Raw genomic sequence first — 16,298 nt, forward strand, 5'->3', positions numbered from 1 at the left:
GCTGGCCGCCTGCGTCATCGACGGCTGTCGCTACGGACGCCGCGCCAGAAACGGCTTGTGCTCCAAACACCACGACCGTTGGAGCCGGGCCGGCAAGCCCGACCCGGCCACCTGGAATGCCCCTGACCTGGCCCCACGTGACACCACGACGTCCGAGTGCCGTCTGCCGTTCTGCAACCTCTTGGTCGAAAACCCCGCCAAGCTCTTCTGCACGGACACGACGACCGCTGGCACCGCCACGGCCGCCCCGACCCCGACCACTTCATCGCCGACTGCGAACTGGTCGGAACCGCCAGCATCGATCTGCGTGACCTGGCCCCACAACTGAAACTGGAGATCCAGTACGCGCTGCAATGCCGCCACGACGCCCGCTCCCGCATCGCCGCCCCTCGCCTGGTCATGCCGGCAGTCCGACGCGTCAAGGCACTCGGGGTCGCCTCGCTGCTGGACCTATCGGAACAGCAGCGGCGCCAAAAGGTCGGGGCCCAGGCCGACGAGTCGGCTCTGTTCCTCCTCGACGCCCGTGACGGGCTGGAGGCCCTGCGCGACGGAACTGGCTGGGGGATCGAGTACCCCAGAGATGTGTGGCGGCTCCACAAACTGCCCGGCATCACCACCCCGGCTGGACGTCCCTGTCCACGCGCCCGGCTGCGATTCGACCGCATCCCCCAGTTCTGGCTCCGTGAGCTGGGCAAACGATGGACGAGGTTGCGGCTGACGTCCGGGTTGAGCATTGGTGCGGCCCGCGCCGGGGTCGACGCGCTCATCTGCTTCGGCGGTTTCCTCACGTCCGCCGGCGTCGATGCGCTCGCCGAAGTGAACCGGCCGCTGCTGGAGCGCTACCTCGCCCACGTGATGTCACAACCCGGCGGGCACAGCATGAAGAAGACGAGGATCGGCGCGCTCAACCTGTTCTTCCAGAACATCCGGCAGTACGGCTGGGAGGAGACCCTGTCCGGCACCGCGGCCTTCTACGTCGGCGACGTCCCGCCGGTCCCCGAGCAAGTCGACCGGCGCCTTGCCGAGTACGTCATGACCCAGATCGAGTCGCCCGGCAACCTGGACCGCTGGCCCGACGCGGCAGGCCGATTGGTCACCCTCATCCTCACCCGCTGCGGACTGCGCATTTCCAGCGCTCTGGCCCTCGACTTCGACTGCTTCCTCCACGACGGCCAGGGCGCCCTACTTCAACACCAAGATGAGGCGCGGGGCGGCCGTGCCCATTGACGAGGAACTCGAAGCAGCTATACGCGAGCAACAACGCCGGATGCTGGACCGGTGGCCGGACGGGACGGTCTGCTTGTTTCCCCGCCAACGCGCCAACGTCTCGGGGAACCTCCCGCTGGCGGACGGCACTTACCGGCGGATGCTCGGCCGCTGGCTGGAGACCTGCGAGGTGCGTGACGAACACGGCCGGCCAGTACACCTGACACCCCATCAATGGCGGCATACCTTCGCCTGCCGACTCATCAACCGAGACGTCCCGCAAGAGGTTGTCCGCGTCCTCCTGGACCACGATTCGCACAAGATGACCTCGCACTACGCCAAGATCACCGACCAGACGGTGCGGCGGCACTGGGAACAGGCAACCAAGGTCAACATCAAGGGCGAACGCGTAGTCCTTGATCCCGACGGACCGCTCGGTCAGGCCCAGTGGGCCAAGACGCGCTACGGCATCGCCACCCAGACCCTACCCAACGGCTACTGCGGGTTGCCTGTTCAGAAGACCTGCCCACACGCCAATGCTTGTTTGACCTGCCCGGTCTTCCTCACCGGGCCGGAGTTTCTGCCGGAGCTCCGCGAACAGCGCACCCGCACCCTGACGTTGATCGACAACGCAAAGAGCTGTGGTCACAGCCGCATGACCGAGATGAACCAACAGGTCGCCGACAACCTCGACCGCATGATCGGCGAGATGGAAGAAGGTCACGGCGAGGGCGAGGAGACCGCGGATGCCGGCTGACAACTCCCACCTGATCGTCGACGCGGCCCGTCGCCGATCCGCGGCGACCCGCCGACGGGCGGTCGCCGCTTCCTGCTGCGGATGGACGCCACCGGCACCGCGATCACCTTCGAGACCGTCGCCCGCGAAGCGGGCGTCTCCCGGTCCTGGCTCTACAACCAGGCGGACCTGAGAGCCGAGCTCGAGCGACTCCGCGCCGGCCGCCGGCCGATCCCCGCGGCCCGGCCGGTTCCAGACCGGCAACGAGCCTCCGACGCCTCCCTTCTGCGACGTTTGGAGGCTGCCACCGAGCGCAACCGACAACTGGAGGCCGAGAACCGGGAGTTGCGTGATGCCGAACAAGAAATCTTCTGCCGTCATGGGACCGTGCTGAGGAGACCGTCAAGGACAGCGTCCTCCACACAACGCACCAGGTCAGGCACCTACAAGATCAGCGGGCTCAAGATAACGCCCGACGATCTTCTTCCCGGCGTCGATGCCGCCGGAGGCAAGCACGCGGGTGGAGGTTTTCACGCTCTGCGCGTCGATCACGCAGGCCGACGGTTCGGCCTCCCGTCCTTCCTTCTGCCGTAAGAGTTGCCTGAGCAGGCCGTTGAGCTGGGCGAACACGCCTTCCTGCTGCCACCTGGCGAAGTAGCCGTAGACCGTGTTCCAGTGGGGAAAGTCGTGCGGAAGGTAGCGCCACTGAACCCCGGTACGGTCCACGTCACTTGTCGCCCTGCCCCGGGCGGCCCGGACGCAGCGCGGCGGCACAGGCGGGAACCGGCGCGTCCACTGGTGGATCGTCTCGCGGCTGACTTCGATACCACGCTCGAGCATCAACTCCCCCGACGTCGCGCCAGGCGCAGGCTGAACCGGTGGTACAGCCACACATAGTGGGAGATGAACCTCCGGCGGGAAACGGAACCCCCGGTACGACACCGCGTCCACGAGCAGCCCTCCCGGCGATCCGACCAGACGGACGATCATGCCAGCCGAGGAGGCCTCCACTCAACCTGACCATGCCCCCGCGAGAGCGTGTCTCAGTAGGGGCCGTTGACGTTGTCGATCGAGCCGTACTTCACCGCCGCGTAGTTGCACGCCGCCGTGATGTTCGCGACCGGGTCGTAGGGGTCCATCGAGGTGCCGAGGACGTGGTAAGCCTTGAAGGTCGGGTCGTGTGAGCGATCACGAAATTCCCCAGGTGGGGCGGGTGCCGCGTCACGTAATTCCCCACCCTCGCGGTCACGTAATTCCCCAGGGGGATCGCGGGTGGCGGGGGTCATAGTCCTGGCCGTTGAGAAGACGCACGCTTCCTCGATCAGTGGTTCGAGGTCGAGGGAAGCGCACGATGGCAAGGAGAACGTTCAACGTGGTCGACGTGACCGAGATCTACGTCCACTGGTATGCGGGCCGCTCGAAGAGTGAGCTGTCCGCGTCGCTGGGAGTAGACCGCAAGACGATCAGGAAGTACCTGGCCCCGGCGGAGGCTGCCGGGATCACCCCGGGCGGCCCTGCGATGACCGAGCGGGACTGGGCCGGGCTGATCAAGGGCTGGTTTCCCGAGCTCGGCGACGTCCGGCTGCGGCAGGTGACCTGGCCGGAGATCGACAAACACGGTGATTACATCAAGAGCCTGCTGGGGACGGTGACCGTCTCCACGATCCACCAGCGGCTGCGGGACGAACACGCCTTGACGGTGTCGGTGTCCAGCTTGCGGCGGTGGATAGCGGCGACGCTGCCCGAGGAGACCCGCCGCTCGCAGGTCACCGTCCTGCGTGACGAGGTCGAGCCGGGGCTGGAGGCCCAGATCGATTACGGCTTCCTCGGCCAGTGGATCAACCCGCGCAGTGGGAAACGGCACCGGATCTGGGCGTTCGTGATGGTGCTGCCGTGCTCGCGGCACATGTTCGTCCGGCCGGTGATCCACCTGGACCAGGACGCCTGGACCGAAGCCCACGTCGAAGCATTTCGCTTCTTCGGCGGCATCCCGCGGCGGCTGGTGCCCGACAACCTCAAGACCGGGGTGGACAAGCCCGACCTCTACGACCCGAAAATCAACAAGGCGTATGCCGAACTCGCCACCCATTACGGCGCGTTGGTAGATCCAGCTCGCGCCCTGAAGCCAAAAGACAAGCCCCGGGTCGAGCGCCCTATGCCCTATATACGTGACTCGTGGTGGCGGGGCCGGGAGTTCGTCTCGATCGAGCAGATGCAGACCGAGGCCATCAAGTGGTGCGCCGAGGTGGCGGGCCGTCGGCAGTGCCGGCCGCTGGGCGGGGCCTCTCCGCTGTCGGTCTTCGAGGCCGTCGAGGCCGGCGCCCTGCTGCCGCTGCCGAAGACGCCGTTCGTGCTGGCCCGCTGGAGCACGGCGACCGTCGGCCCGGACATCCACATCAAGGCCGGCCGCACCCTCTACTCGGTGCCCTGGAAACTCATCGGCGCCCGCGTCGACGTCCGCTCCACGGCCGCCTTCGTGTAGATCTTCCACGACGGCGAACTGGTCAAGACCCACGCGGCACTTGAGCAGGGCAAACGCACCCACCACGGCGACTACCCGCCGGAGAAAATCGCTTTCCCTATGCGGACCCCTGCCTGGTGCCGCACCCAGTCCGCGCAGGTCGGCGCCGCCTGCAAGGAAAGGAGGTGATCGACGGGCTGCTGGAGATCAACGCGCTCTACCGGCTCCGCGCCGCCCAGGGAGTCCTCGGCCTGCGCAAGAAGTTACGGCGATGCCCGGCTGGAGGCCGCCTGCGCCAAGGCCAGCACGGTCGGCGACCCGTCTTACCGCACCATCAAGGGCATCCTCATCGCCGGCACCGAGACCGAACCCGCACCCGAGAGCTCCGGCGACGGCGGAGCCGCCGCGTTCCTGCACGGCCCCAAGCGGCTCTTCGCGACCGCGGCGACCCCCGACATGACGAACGCCGGCCGTGATGACCACCGTCACGAAGAAGGAGTCGCGTGATGAGCATCATGGACACCGCCCTGCGCGACGCGCTCCGCGCGCTGAAGCTCTCCGGCATGCTGGAAACCCTGGACGCCCGCCTCGCCCAGGCTCACGGCGGCGAGCTCGGACACCTGGAATTCCTCCAGACGCTCTGCCAGGATGAGATCACCCGCCGAGACACCGTCGCGTTCCAACGCCGCCTGCTCCGGGCGAAGTTCGAGCATCAGGTCACCCTGGAGGAGTTCGATTTTTCGGCCTCGCCGAAACTCCCGGCCGCCCAGATCCGCGACCTGGCGGCCTTGCGCTGGCTGCACACCGGAGAGTCCGTCATTTTGTTCGGGCCGGTCGGTGTCGGGAAGACACACGTCGCCCAGGCGCTGGGGCATCTGGCGATCCGGCAGGGCGCGAATGTCCGCTTCGCCAAGACCAGCCGCATCCTGGCGGACCTGGCCGGTGGCCACGCGGACCGCACCTGGGACCGACACTTGCGCGAGCTGGTACGTCCCGACGTGCTCATCCTCGACGACTTCGCGATGCGCCAGCTCACCGCGGCCCAGGCCGACGACCTCTACGAACTGGTCAGCGACCGCCAGGGCCGGTCGTTGATCCTGACCAGTAAGGGCTCGTAGCGAAACAAGTTATGAATCAGTCGCGCGGCGCGTACGTTTCCTGCTATGCCGATCGATATGGAGTCCCTGGCCCGGCGCTACGAGGCGATCCGGGATCACCTGACCGAGCGGCAGCGACGGTTGTGGCTCGGCAACGAGGCTCGTGAGCTGGGTGGCGGCGGTGCACGGATCGTCTGTGAGGCGACCGGGGTGTCCCAGGACACGATCCGACGGGGCCGCGGGGAACTGGACGATCCGCAGCCGCTGGCGGTCGGGCGGTCCCGGGGGCCGGGAGGCGGCCGCAGACGGGCCGAGGTCCTGGACCCGCAACTGGCCGTGGACCTGGATGCCCTGGTCGAGCCGGAGACTCGTGGTGATCCGATGAACCCGCTGCGCTGGACCACGAAATCGCTGTCGCACCTGGTTGCCGAGCTGGTCAATCGGGGACACCGGTGCACCGAGAACGTCGTGGCCCGACTGCTGCACGAGGCCGGCTACTCCTTGCAGGGCAACGCCAAAACCGTCGAGGGCAAGCAGCACCCCGACCGCGACGCCCAGTTCCGCTACCTCAACGATCAGGTCAGGGCGGCCCTCGCTGCCGGACAGCCCGTCGTGTCCGTGGACTGCAAGAAAAAGGAACTGATCGGGAACTTCAAGAACGTCGGCAAGGAATGGCGACCGCCTGGGGACCCGGTGAAGGTCAACGTCCACGACTTCCCCGGACCGGCCGGCAAAGCCATCCCCTACGGCGTCTACGACATCGGCGCCAACGCCGGCTGGGTCAGCGTCGGCATGGATCACGACACCGCCGCGTTCGCCGTGAACACCCTGCGGACCTGGTGGAACAACGTCGGCCGGGCCGCATATCCGCAGGCCACGACACTGACGATCACCGCGGACAGCGGCGGATCCAACGGCAGCCGACTACGGGCCTGGAAGACCGGGCTGGCTGCCCTCGCCGCCGAGACCGGCCTGTCGATCACCGTGCTGCACCTGCCGCCGGGTACTTCGAAGTGGAATCGCATAGAGCACCGGCTGTTCTCCGCAATCACCATGAACTGGCGCGGGACACCACTGACCAGCCACGAGGCCGCCGTTTCCCTGATCGGTGCGACGACGACCGAGACCGGCCTGACCGTGTCCGCGGCCCTGGACACCGGTGTCTACCCCACAGGCATCAAGATCAGCGACAAGGCCATGAAGGCCCTCCCGCTGACCCGTCACGAAACCCACGGCCAGTGGAACTACACCATCAGCCCACCCGCCGACACTCCCGAACCCGCAGACGTTAAATCACACTGAGCCCCAACCGGGCACCCAGCGACTGGTATCCGCTCTTCCCCAACCCCGTGGTCGCCGAGTCGCTCCTGGACCGGCTGATCAACACCAGCCACCAGGTCATCATGAACGGCCCCAGCTACCGGCCCAACAAGCGCCCCCGAGCGGGCACCGACAAGACAAACAAGCCCTCGATCAAGTAGACATGGACAGGGCCAGGACCTGGGGAATTACGTGACGCCGGGCCCGGGGAATTACGTGATCGTTCACAGCAGCTCATGACCGAGCTCCTCAACGGCCCGGGCGACCCGGCACGCGAGATCCTCCAGCAGCGCTATCTCATGTGACTGACGGTAGCGGAAAGTAGTCAACACTACCGAGTATGGGTGTATCCCACCGGCCTTCACCACCAAAACGAATGCCAGTCACAGGGGCAAGTGACGCTTCGCCGGGATTCGAGAGGATGTGCGGGCCGTCCGCCGGGTGCCGGCGACCCGCTGGACGCCGGAGACGACGGAGTCATAAAGATGCAGGTCCAGGCCACTCTCCCCAGTGGGTACTCTGAGGAGGGCGGTACGCGGCATACTCGACGCATGGCTGGCATCGAGATTGACGACACCACCCGGGATGCGCTGCAGTCCCTAGCCGACGCGGCTGGACTGCCGCTCGACGGCTATCTGGCCCAGGTAGCCGACGAGAAGCGGCGCGAGCGTGCGCTGGCCGATGGCGCCGAGATCTTCCGCCGGGTGACCGGCGACCCGGACACGGTCGCGGCCTTCGACGCCGAGTACGGCGGCCCGGCGCAAGCCGAGCACGCCCCTCGGGCAGCCTGACCAGTGCCTGCCGAGTACTACGTCGATTACCGGTGGTTCCTGGAACGGCAAGCGGAGCTGCTGGACGACCTCTCGGTCAACGACTACTCCGTGTTCGTAGGCCTTGCGGCCCGACACAAGGTCGACCCACCCCGCCATGACCAGCACCAGCCCGACGCATTCTGGCGGGCAGCGGTGATGCTGGAGGAGTGCATCCTGCTGCGCCCGCTGCCCACCCGCAACGAGCTGTACGGCTTCGGTGTGGCCGTCGCCTACCTGGGCCTGCACGGGGAGCGAGTGAACACGAAGTTCGAGGAGTGGCGCAAACTGATCGCGGACATCCGTGCCCTGCAGCTCGACTCGTACGACATCGCCGAGCGGCTCCGATCCCTGCGCCAACCCTCCAGCTGACTCCGGCTGCCCTACCATCCCTGGCATGCCGCGGTGAAGAAGGCACGCGCCGGGGAAGAGGCAGCCGCGGCTGACAAGAGAGACCCACTCGAGAAGGAGCCTGTCGCTAACGCAGCGGGTCCCGCATCATCGTCGCGAAGACCGGCGAGTCGTCGAACGGCTGCTGAGTACCGATCTGCTTGTAGCCCCAGGACTCGTACACAACCTTGAGGCGCCCCTCGGAAAGCGCTGGATTGACCAGCAGTGTGACGCGCTTCTCTTGGCGTTGCGACAGCAGCTCCTCGTGCAGGGCATGCGCAGCCCCCTTGCCCTTGGCTCCCCGCCACTGTCGGCGTACGAGTATCTCGTTGAGGGCCAGGGTCCTCGTGCCGTCTTCCGTCACGTACTTGGCGGCGAGGGGCTCGCGTTCGGCAGACCACCATCCGGTGTCCTCGCCGAGCGGCACGGCGAAGACGTATCCGACTGGTTCCTCGCCCTGATATCCGACGACGGCCTCCCAGCCGGGGCGGGACGAGTACGCCGTCAGCCGCTCGTTGAACCGCTCACGCTGGTAGAAGGGCCGATCCATCAGCCCGAACTCTCCACGCACTTCGACGTGGATCCCGACAATGAGTTCCCGGACCTTCTCTACGTCACGGGTCCGACGGTAAGCGATCCTGTCGTTCATGCGGCTGCCTTCCGGTGCTCGAGCCACGCAGTGGTCTCTGGACTGCGCGGCGCCACGGACGTGAGTTGGGTGGTGAATTTGTGCAAGAGCATGGAGATGCGACCGTGCCCAACCATCCCAGCCGGAACGGTTCGAGCCGCCGTGACGGCTGGCTCGATGTCGCCCTGACCGAGCTGGGCGAGGGCCAGGTTGGCATGCGTCAGGGCGCGGTTCCGTTCGAGGTCAGGTTGCAGCGCAGCAAGGCAACGGTGTGCGTGACGTTCGGCGTCCTCCCACTTCATGAGCCGCAGGTGAGCGAAGGTGGCCAGGCTGTCGAGTTCCGCCTGATCGTAGAAGCCCATCCACGGCGGGCGGTGCTTCGTCTGGTCGGCCCGGTTGTAGCTGGCCTGCGCGAGACTGATCGACCGGAGCGCACTGCGCTCGTCTCCCGCGTCGGCGTGGAAGGTCGCGAGTCGCGCCAGCGCCAGAGAAGCGTACAGCGGGTCACTGCGAGTGATAGACGTCGCACGGGCCGCTTCAGCGGCAGCAATGGCATCGGCGGGACGGCCAAGGTGCCGGTACATGATCCCGGCATGGCCCCATACCCGGAAGAGGACGTGACGGTTGTTGGCCAGGCCAGCAAGAGTGACGGCCTGGTTGAGGTAGGGCTCTGCCTCGTCGAGGCGCCGGCCGTCGATAGCGGCCCACATGGCGCTCGCCGTGAATGCGGCCGCGACACCGTACAGCTCGGACCGAATGCGGTTGGATGCGGCATGAGAGTTCTGCAGGCGCACAGTCTCCTCGGCGAGCCCGGCGGCGTGCCGTTGGAGCTCCGCCGTGCCCCCGTACTTGTTATCCATACTGACGACGGCCGCCAACTTGGCATTCATCCGGTCCACGTCGGCCGATCCAAGCCGGCGTTGCGTGGCGGAGGGCGCGGTCAGTGAAGCGCCTGCGGCGGTGGCCGCGGCCAGGAAAGCGCGTCGATACACGGGGTCGTCCTCGGGTGCTGGGGAATCTGAGTTCTGCTTTCCCCGGGGAACGAAGCCTAACTCTGCGGCTGTTCGGCCCGTCACTTTGTGGAGCGCTGCCTTCATCAGTGCATTGGGCGACCGGTGCTCCCCGCTAAGCAGCTTGTAGATGTGCCGGTCGTGCACTGTTCCGTAGCGACCTGTCAGATCACTGATTGCCGTGTTGACCAGGGACGTTAGCTCCCCCACTGGCACTCCGTGCTCGTGCAGCCACGATGCGAACGTGTCGTTCCGTGCTTCCGGCATGTCAAAACGTTAGGTCTCCTCGCCACAGCGAAGATTAAAGAGAGCGTCAAAACGGCAGAGGGGTTGCAGACAAGTCCCGGCCTATACGGCATCCACACGACCCCTTGCACAGCGGTTGTCTGACTACACGTAAGCAAGCAGGCGTGGCGGGGCAAGTCGCCTCTGCACCCTCTCCTGCCCCCAGAGGACGTGATGATGACGACATCCGTACGGACGCCTCGCGCGGCACCCCACTGCAGCGGCGAAGTGATGCAAGCGCGCTTCAAGGTCGCTCCTTGCCCCAATGACGCCCCGCCCCGTGCCGAGGACGCATACCGGGTGGGAATCATGCGCCGGATCGCCGCCGCACGACTCAGGTACTGCGGACTGGCCTCAATGACGGACGACGTCATGATCATCGTCTCCGAGCTCCTGACCAATGCCGTCCTGCACAGCGGCAGCCAGGACATCAGCCTTGTCATCACGGTCCAGGGCGGCTTCCTGCGCGTCACCGTCACGGACGGAATGCCGGGCACCGCCACCCGCCGGCAAGGGGGCACTCACAGCGAATCAGGGCGCGGCCTCCACCTCGTCCAGGCCATCGCGGAGGTAAACAACGGGACGTGGGGCACCGACAACGCCGGCGCCACCACCTGGTGCACTCTGGCCGTTTCGGCACAGGAACGACCATGACACCGACCGCCACCATGCCCACCCGATCCGCGCAGGCCTGGGCATCACGCCTGGATGCCACAGCGCTGAGCGCGCTGCTGGGGAAGATGCGACAGTGGGGGACTTTCGACGGTGACGCGCCCCTCGAGGACATCTGTGACGCCCTCGACGATGTGCCACCTCGCAAGGACAACCTCGCCGTCCTTGCCCAACGGCTCCACGAGCACCTGATACAGCTGGCCGACATCGCCGCCGCATCCCCAGCCAGCCACAAAGGCTCGAGCGATAACCCGCTGGCTGGCCAGCACGCAATTCCGCGCACAGGAACTGCCGGAAGACGTCAGGCAGGCCGTCGAGCGCCTGCGCCGCATGGCCTGGACCGTCAACGAGCTCCTCGATCAACTGGCCGCGGCAAGCGACTCAACGAAGCGACATGACCGCTCCCCCACTCATCTCCTACAGCCTGTCGCAGACGAGAAAGACGAACCGATCCATGCACTCCGTGAGCGAGCCGGGCCTCATTCCCTTCATCACCCACCGGGAAGGTGAACAGGCCGCACCGGACAACCTGCTCATCCTCCAGCACGGACCCGGCAACTACCGGCTCCACTACCGTGACGAGGACGTAAGGGACCGGGACCTGCGCGGGGTGCTGTGGGCGCGCTGCGCCTTCAATGCGGTCGACGAGCGTGGGATGCCAACGGGCGCGCCGTTATGGAAACTCATGCATCCCTACCGGCAGATGATGACGATGCAGGCGCTGCGCTGCCAGGTGTGTACCCGACATGCACGCACTCCACTCGGTTTCATCTTCCTCGCCGGGCCGGGCGACCACGACCCCACCCAGCCGCAGATCCTCACCAACCAGCCCCCCGTCTGCCCACGACATGCCCGTACGGCTGCCGCGCTGTGCCCGCACCTGGAGGCGAAGCCGATGGTTTTCCTGGCCACCAGCGCCCCGTTGTACGGGGTGACCGGCACCCTCTACGGCCTGAACGGTGACGGCGTCCACGTGGTGGCCAAGCCCGACCAGCCCCTGCCCTACGGCCACCCCAATCTGACGACCTTCCTCGCCTCCCAGCTCATCCGCCGGCTCAGCAGCTTCCGCGTCCTCGACCTCAACACGCTGCAACGAGAGCTGGCAGAGGCACAAACCCCTGCCTGACAATCCCAAGGCCATCGGGCAGGCCTGAGCGTCCGGCGCGGGAAACCCCCCGCCTACCCCGCCCCGCGCCGGACTCGCACCACGTGACATGCGATCGATGGGAGAGGACCGTGACGACAGCACGAGACCGTGAGGCGTTGCCTCGTGCACCCTGCCAAGGCCGTAGCCCCACGCCCTGGTGGGTGAGCCACTACCGAGGACGTCTGCTTTGGAAGCTCCTCTCGGACCACTCGGGCGGACATACCGGGAAGACCGTGCAGGCCGTCCTGTCGGCGTCCTCGAGCGACCCAGTTGGCCCCGACGGACCTTGACTGAACCGGCCCCACCACCCCCAACCTCGCCGAGGCTCCCCATGCCCGATTCATCAGTGACCAGTGGTGCGCCCACCCGCCGCGGAGTCCGTACGGCGCCCCCCAATGGCATGCATCTCATCCTCAGCCCGGTCGGTGCCGATTCCGATTTGCGGGCAGCACTGGAGGACTTGAAGCTGGGCCGCTACGCGGCCGCCCGCGACCTGCTGCACCGGACAGGCTCCAACTGGTCGCTCCTCGCCAGCCGCAGCCAGCTCCTGGCGGCAGACGCGGGCCTGCGCGGCATCCTCAAGATGTGGCGGGATGAGGAACCGGCCAACCAGTACGCGTCCATGCTGTGGGCTCGCGCGCTCACCCAGGGAGCGACCGACCTCGCCCGCAGGGGCCAAAGCCTCAGCGTGATGGGCCGCGCCGCCTCGATGGCGCAGCAGGAATGGAAGAGGGCGGCTGACCTGTGGCCGCAGTCTCCGGAACCGTGGTGCGGCCGCCTCCAGCTGAGCCGACTGCCGTTCGATCCGATCCTTTTAGACCCCTTACGGCGCAGCCGTCCCCTGCCCTGGGACCGGCTGAACGACCCCACGATGCATTTCCCCGGGCCCTGGCCCCTTCTGGCTGAGGCCAATGTGCGTCACCCCGGCAGCCGGGACGGCCACCACCGCATGCGCGAGCATTTCCTGTACCGCGCCGGCGCCGGTGTCTCTCTCCAGTACGCGCAGTGGCTCGTCTCCGGCCGCCTGGAGAATCCCGAGCTGCTGATGCTGCCGCTGTACGCGCTGATGGACCTCTACCGGGCTCAGCACGGCAAAGGCCAGAGCGGTGCACTCCAGTTCTGGCAGACAGCCCAGGTAGCCCACTACGCCACCAGGGCCTACGAGGAGTGGTTCGCCCATGTCCCGCCGACCGAGTACTGCTGGGTGTCGCACTGGGACCTGAACCACCTGGCGCACGCCCTGGTGGCCTGCGGACAAACCGCGCGGGCGGCGAAGGTGTTTCGCGCTCTGGGCCCCTACGCGACGCCGCAGCCGTGGAAGGACGTCAACGACAGCCTCGGCCGCTCCAAAGAGTGGGCGGACGAGTTCCTGCGCATCCGAACCGCTGTCCTCGATAGGGCCGTGTCCGCATGACCATCCGCGCACCGCCTCACCGCTCCCGCATCTGACCTTCACTCCACACCACCCCCACCCCGCCCCTTCTCGTCCCTTCCTGTCTGGAACGAGGTTTCTGGTGTCTCACAGAAGTGCCAGTCCGCATGTGCTGGATGACGATGACGTCCTGGCCGCCCTCGGGATCAAGCCGGAGCTGTCCCGCAAGATGGGCTCCTTCGGGAACTTCGCGATCAGCTTCTCGGTCATCTGCATCCTGGCCGGCGGCATGTCGTTATTCGGATTCGGCCTCGGCCACGGCGGACCGGTCGTCATGCTCGGCAGCTGGGCCGTGATCGGCGGCATGACGCTGCTGGTGGGCATGTCGCTGGCCGACGTGGTCTCCGCCTACCCCACCTCCGGCGGCCCCTACTTCATGGCCGAGAAACTCGGCGGCAGACGGTGGGGCTGGTACACCGGCTGGCTGAACCTGCTCGGCCTGCTCGGCGCGATCGCCGGCATCGACTACGGAGCCGCGGCCTTCATCGGCGCCTTCGCACAGCTCCAGTGGGACATCACCCCCACCACTACCGGCACCCTGCTGATATTCGGGGCCATCCTCCTCCTGCACGGACTGCTCAACTCAGCCGGCGTGCGCCGAGTCAACGTCCTGAACTCGATCTCGGTGTGGTGGCAGCTCCTGGGCGTAACGGCCATCGTCGGCGCCCTCATGCTCGCCCCGGCCCCACACCAGTCCGCTGCTTTCGTGTTCACGCACTTCCACAACGACACCGGCTTCACCAGCCCCGTCTACGTGGCCGTCGTCGGTTCTCTGCTGGCCGGCTACACGTTCTGCGGCTACGACGCCAGCTCCCACGTGGCCGAAGAGACCACCGACGCCTCCACCTCCGCCCCCAAGGGCATCGTCCGCTCCATCTGGGTCTCCTGGCTGGCCGGGTTCGTCCTGCTGGCCGGCATGCTCTTCGCGATCCAGGACTACGCCGGAACCCAGAACACCGCGACCGGCGTGCCGCCCGCACAGATCTTCCTCGACGTCCTCGGCGCCCAAGGCGCTAAGGCACTCCTCCTGGTCGTCATCATCGCGATGCTGTTCTGCGGCAACGCCGAGGTAGCCGCGGGCAGCCGCATGGTCTACGCGTTCTCCCGCAGCCGCGCCCTGCCCGGCTGGCAGAGCTGGCGTCAGGTCAACGCGAGGACGAAGACCCCCACCCGAGCCGTCTGGCTCTGCACCGCGGTCCCGTTCATCCTCGCCCTGCCTGCCCTGTGGTCTCCGGCCGCCTACGGCGCAATCACAGCGATCAACGCAGTCGGCATGGTCCCCGCCTACGGCATCCCCGTCTTCCTCGCCCTGCGCAAGGGCCGCCACTACCAGCCCGGGGCCTGGTCCCTGGGGCGGTGGCGGCGGCCCATCGGCGTCATCGCCATCACCTACGTCGTAATCATCACCGTGGTGTTCTGCCTGCCGCAGACCGCGCCGATCACCGCCCAATCCTTCAACTACGCCAGCCTGAGCCTTCTGGTAGCTCTCCTGCTGGCCGCAATCACCTGGATGACCCGCGGCAAACGCGACTACCAGCTCACCGCAGCCCACGCCGCTCTGCCCAGTGAGGCCGTCGGATTCACCGGAGGCTACTGATGACCACAGCACCCACCACCCCCGTCGAAGGCCCCCGGCCCCGGCGCACGCTCTCCATGAAAACGCTCCATACCCTGGTCGAGGAGCGAACCATCTCCCAGATCATGCTCGCCGCACCGGACATGCAAGGACGCCTGAAGGGCAAAATCTTCGACGCCCGCAACTTCCTGGAACGCATGCTGCCCGGAGCCGACATGTGCGCCTACCTCCTGGCCACCGACGTCGACATGGCGCCGCTCGACGGCTTCGACCTCACCGGCTGGGAGCAAGGGCGGTTTCCATCAGTGGTTGCGAATCACCTGGTCAATGGGCCTGTGAGGCATTCTTGCATGGCCTCGGCCGGGGTCTTGTCCCCGAGGACGATGCGGGGTCGGTGGTTGAGTTGGCGGGCGACGGCGCGAAGGTCTTGTGCGGTGTGGACTGACAGATCGGTGCCTTTGGGAAAGTACTGCCGCAGCAGGCCGTTCATGTTCTCGTTGGTGCCGCGCTGCCAGGGCGAGTGAGGGTCGCAGAAGTAGATCCGGAAGCCGGTGAGGGCCTCGATGTCCTCGTGGAGCGTCAGTTCGCGCCCCTGGTCCCAGGTGAGGGTTCTCTTCATCTGGGGCGGGATATGCGCGGTCTGCGTGATCAGCGCGTTGCGCACCTGCGGGGCCTTCCAGCCGCCGGGCAGGTGGATCAGGTGAACGTAACGGGTGGTGCGCTCGACCAGGGTGCCGATCGCCGAGCCCTGTCCGCGGCCGATGATGAGGTCTCCCTCCCAATGCCCGGGAGATCTGCGGTCGTTGACCTCAACGGGGCGCCGGTGGATCAGCGTCATGTTCTTGATCTTGTTCAGGGTGGGCACGCCGCGACGCTGCTTCTTGCGTCGGGTTCGGCCGGTGCGGAGCTTGAGCGTCGCGCCGGCCGAGGAGGCCGGCAAACAGGGCCCGGTAGATCGTCTCCGGGCATGCCCGCATCGATGTGTCGTGGGCGTGTTCGCGGGCCAGGTGACGCGAGATCTGCTGAGGAGACCACTTCTCAGTGAGCTTCTCGCGCACGAACGTCCGCAGCGGCTCGCCGACCCGGATCTTCTCCTCTTTGGGACGCCTGCGACGCAGGAGGGCGCGATTGTGGGCCCACCAGGGGTTGTAGCGGCCGTCCGGCTTGCTGTTGCGCTCGATCTCCCGGTAGACGCTCTGAAAGCTCTTCCCGATCGAGGCCGCGATCCGCTTCACGCTCTGATCGGAGTGCAGGCCGTCGGCGATCGCGATGCGGTCGTCCTGGGTGAGGAAGCGCGGCGATATCGGGCCGGGGTCAGCAATGATCATGCTCCCAGCATCGATGAACCACAACGAACCGCAGCTCGTGGACACCCCGACCTGGCGGGCGGCAGCCGCACCTCGATACCCCGCGTGCAGCAGCTCGAAGTACCTCTTCTTCACCGCAGTCGGCACTCTGTTGGGGGCGTACCTCGGCATGCAAACACTCTCCTTCCGGAGCGTTCGCAACAACCAATAGAACTCAAGGTG

The 16,298-nt window shown here is 66.8% G+C and carries 15 protein-coding genes and 4 pseudogenes; 13 read left to right on the forward strand and 6 right to left on the reverse strand.

The window, feature by feature from the left end; genetic code table 11:
• Positions 1-156: 156 nt before the first annotated feature.
• From OG985_RS00430 to OG985_RS00440, 3 genes and pseudogenes are all read left to right on the forward strand, one after another.
• Positions 157-1,227: a hypothetical protein gene (locus OG985_RS00430; RefSeq protein ID WP_371666414.1), complete on the forward strand. Its 1,071-nt coding sequence runs from the start codon at positions 157-159 to the stop codon at positions 1,225-1,227.
• Positions 1,217-1,963 (forward strand): tyrosine-type recombinase/integrase, encoded by a 747-nt coding sequence (locus tag OG985_RS00435; RefSeq protein ID WP_371666415.1) that lies wholly within the window; start codon positions 1,217-1,219, stop codon positions 1,961-1,963. The genes OG985_RS00430 and OG985_RS00435 overlap by 11 nt, the downstream gene beginning before the upstream one ends.
• An 81-nt stretch (positions 1,964-2,044) precedes the next feature.
• Positions 2,045-2,245: pseudogene (locus OG985_RS00440) on the forward strand (DUF6262 family protein); the annotation flags it as partial.
• Positions 2,246-2,410: 165 nt separating this feature from the next.
• Here OG985_RS00440 and OG985_RS00445 read toward each other — a convergent pair.
• Positions 2,411-2,782 (reverse strand): annotated as a pseudogene (locus OG985_RS00445) (transposase); the annotation flags it as partial.
• A gap of 532 nt (positions 2,783-3,314) precedes the next feature.
• Here OG985_RS00445 and istA point away from each other — a divergent pair.
• The 6 genes and pseudogenes from istA to OG985_RS00475 all read left to right on the forward strand — a co-directional run bounded on the left by istA (position 3,315) and on the right by OG985_RS00475 (position 8,001).
• Positions 3,315-4,910: pseudogene (gene istA / locus OG985_RS00450) on the forward strand (IS21 family transposase).
• Complete coding sequence (locus OG985_RS00455; RefSeq protein WP_371666416.1) at positions 4,910-5,521, forward strand: ATP-binding protein; 612 nt, start codon at positions 4,910-4,912, stop codon at positions 5,519-5,521. Before istA ends, OG985_RS00455 begins: the two are co-directional and overlap by 1 nt.
• Before the next feature lie 45 nt (positions 5,522-5,566).
• Positions 5,567-6,760 (forward strand): annotated as a pseudogene (locus tag OG985_RS00460) (ISAzo13 family transposase); the annotation flags it as partial.
• 89 nt (positions 6,761-6,849) lie between these two features.
• Positions 6,850-6,981 carry a hypothetical protein gene (locus OG985_RS00465; protein WP_371666417.1) on the forward strand — a complete coding sequence of 44 codons (132 nt, stop codon included), beginning with the start codon at positions 6,850-6,852 and terminating at the stop codon, positions 6,979-6,981.
• Positions 6,982-7,371: 390 nt separating this feature from the next.
• Complete coding sequence (locus OG985_RS00470; protein ID WP_371666418.1) at positions 7,372-7,611, forward strand: antitoxin MazE7; 240 nt, start codon at positions 7,372-7,374, stop codon at positions 7,609-7,611.
• A gap of 3 nt (positions 7,612-7,614) precedes the next feature.
• The gene (locus OG985_RS00475; protein WP_371666419.1) at positions 7,615-8,001 is read left to right on the forward strand and encodes a toxin Doc; all 387 of its coding nucleotides are present in this window, start codon (positions 7,615-7,617) and stop codon (positions 7,999-8,001) included.
• Positions 8,002-8,107: 106 nt separating this feature from the next.
• Here the strand turns inward: OG985_RS00475 and OG985_RS00480 are convergent, their stop codons facing one another.
• Positions 8,108-8,668: an N-acetyltransferase gene (locus tag OG985_RS00480; RefSeq protein ID WP_371666420.1), complete on the reverse strand. Its 561-nt coding sequence runs from the start codon at positions 8,666-8,668 to the stop codon at positions 8,108-8,110.
• On the reverse strand, positions 8,665-9,924 hold the full coding sequence (locus OG985_RS00485) for a Tat pathway signal protein (protein WP_371666421.1): 1,260 nt from the start codon (positions 9,922-9,924) through the stop codon (positions 8,665-8,667). Before OG985_RS00485 ends, OG985_RS00480 begins: the two co-directional genes overlap by 4 nt.
• A gap of 327 nt (positions 9,925-10,251) precedes the next feature.
• Between OG985_RS00485 and OG985_RS00490 the strand changes: the two genes are divergently transcribed.
• Positions 10,252-10,596, forward strand: a complete 345-nt coding sequence (locus OG985_RS00490) for an ATP-binding protein (protein ID WP_371666422.1) — start codon at positions 10,252-10,254, stop codon at positions 10,594-10,596.
• Positions 10,597-10,640: 44 nt separating this feature from the next.
• Here the strand turns inward: OG985_RS00490 and OG985_RS00495 are convergent, their stop codons facing one another.
• On the reverse strand, positions 10,641-10,883 hold the full coding sequence (locus tag OG985_RS00495) for a hypothetical protein (RefSeq protein WP_371666423.1): 243 nt from the start codon (positions 10,881-10,883) through the stop codon (positions 10,641-10,643).
• Between the two features lie 185 nt (positions 10,884-11,068).
• Here OG985_RS00495 and OG985_RS00500 point away from each other — a divergent pair, with 185 nt between their 5' ends.
• The 3 genes from OG985_RS00500 (at position 11,069) to OG985_RS00510 (ending at position 14,790) form a co-directional block, all read left to right on the forward strand.
• Positions 11,069-11,740, forward strand: a complete 672-nt coding sequence (locus tag OG985_RS00500; protein WP_371666424.1) for a hypothetical protein — start codon at positions 11,069-11,071, stop codon at positions 11,738-11,740.
• A gap of 421 nt (positions 11,741-12,161) precedes the next feature.
• Positions 12,162-13,175, forward strand: a complete 1,014-nt coding sequence (locus tag OG985_RS00505; RefSeq protein ID WP_371666425.1) for a hypothetical protein — start codon at positions 12,162-12,164, stop codon at positions 13,173-13,175.
• A gap of 100 nt (positions 13,176-13,275) precedes the next feature.
• Positions 13,276-14,790 (forward strand): amino acid permease, encoded by a 1,515-nt coding sequence (locus OG985_RS00510; RefSeq protein WP_371666426.1) that lies wholly within the window; start codon positions 13,276-13,278, stop codon positions 14,788-14,790.
• A 295-nt stretch (positions 14,791-15,085) separates the two neighbouring features.
• On the opposite strand, the gene OG985_RS00515 is transcribed toward OG985_RS00510, so the two are convergent.
• Positions 15,086-15,634 (reverse strand): IS30 family transposase, encoded by a 549-nt coding sequence (locus OG985_RS00515; protein WP_371666427.1) that lies wholly within the window; start codon positions 15,632-15,634, stop codon positions 15,086-15,088.
• A complete protein-coding gene (locus OG985_RS00520; protein ID WP_371666428.1) occupies positions 15,579-16,097 on the reverse strand; it encodes a transposase in 519 nt (172 codons plus the stop codon). The genes OG985_RS00515 and OG985_RS00520 overlap by 56 nt, the downstream gene beginning before the upstream one ends.
• Between the last annotated feature and the right edge of the window lie 201 nt (positions 16,098-16,298).

The sequence above is a fragment of the Streptomyces sp. NBC_00289 genome (genome assembly GCF_041435115.1).
Lineage (GTDB): Bacteria > Actinomycetota > Actinomycetes > Streptomycetales > Streptomycetaceae > Streptomyces.

Coding starts and splice junctions, on each gene's coding strand:
- OG985_RS00455 (WP_371666416.1), top strand. CDS start 4,910: ATGAGCATCATGGACACCGCCCTGCGCGACGCGCTCCGCGCGCTGAAG.
- OG985_RS00470 (WP_371666418.1), top strand. CDS start 7,372: ATGGCTGGCATCGAGATTGACGACACCACCCGGGATGCGCTGCAGTCC.
- OG985_RS00480 (WP_371666420.1), bottom strand. CDS start 8,668: ATGAACGACAGGATCGCTTACCGTCGGACCCGTGACGTAGAGAAGGTC.
- OG985_RS00485 (WP_371666421.1), bottom strand. CDS start 9,924: ATGCCGGAAGCACGGAACGACACGTTCGCATCGTGGCTGCACGAGCAC.
- OG985_RS00490 (WP_371666422.1), top strand. CDS start 10,252: ATGCGCCGGATCGCCGCCGCACGACTCAGGTACTGCGGACTGGCCTCA.
- OG985_RS00500 (WP_371666424.1), top strand. CDS start 11,069: ATGCACTCCGTGAGCGAGCCGGGCCTCATTCCCTTCATCACCCACCGG.
- OG985_RS00505 (WP_371666425.1), top strand. CDS start 12,162: ATGCATCTCATCCTCAGCCCGGTCGGTGCCGATTCCGATTTGCGGGCA.
- OG985_RS00520 (WP_371666428.1), bottom strand. CDS start 16,097: ATGATCATTGCTGACCCCGGCCCGATATCGCCGCGCTTCCTCACCCAG.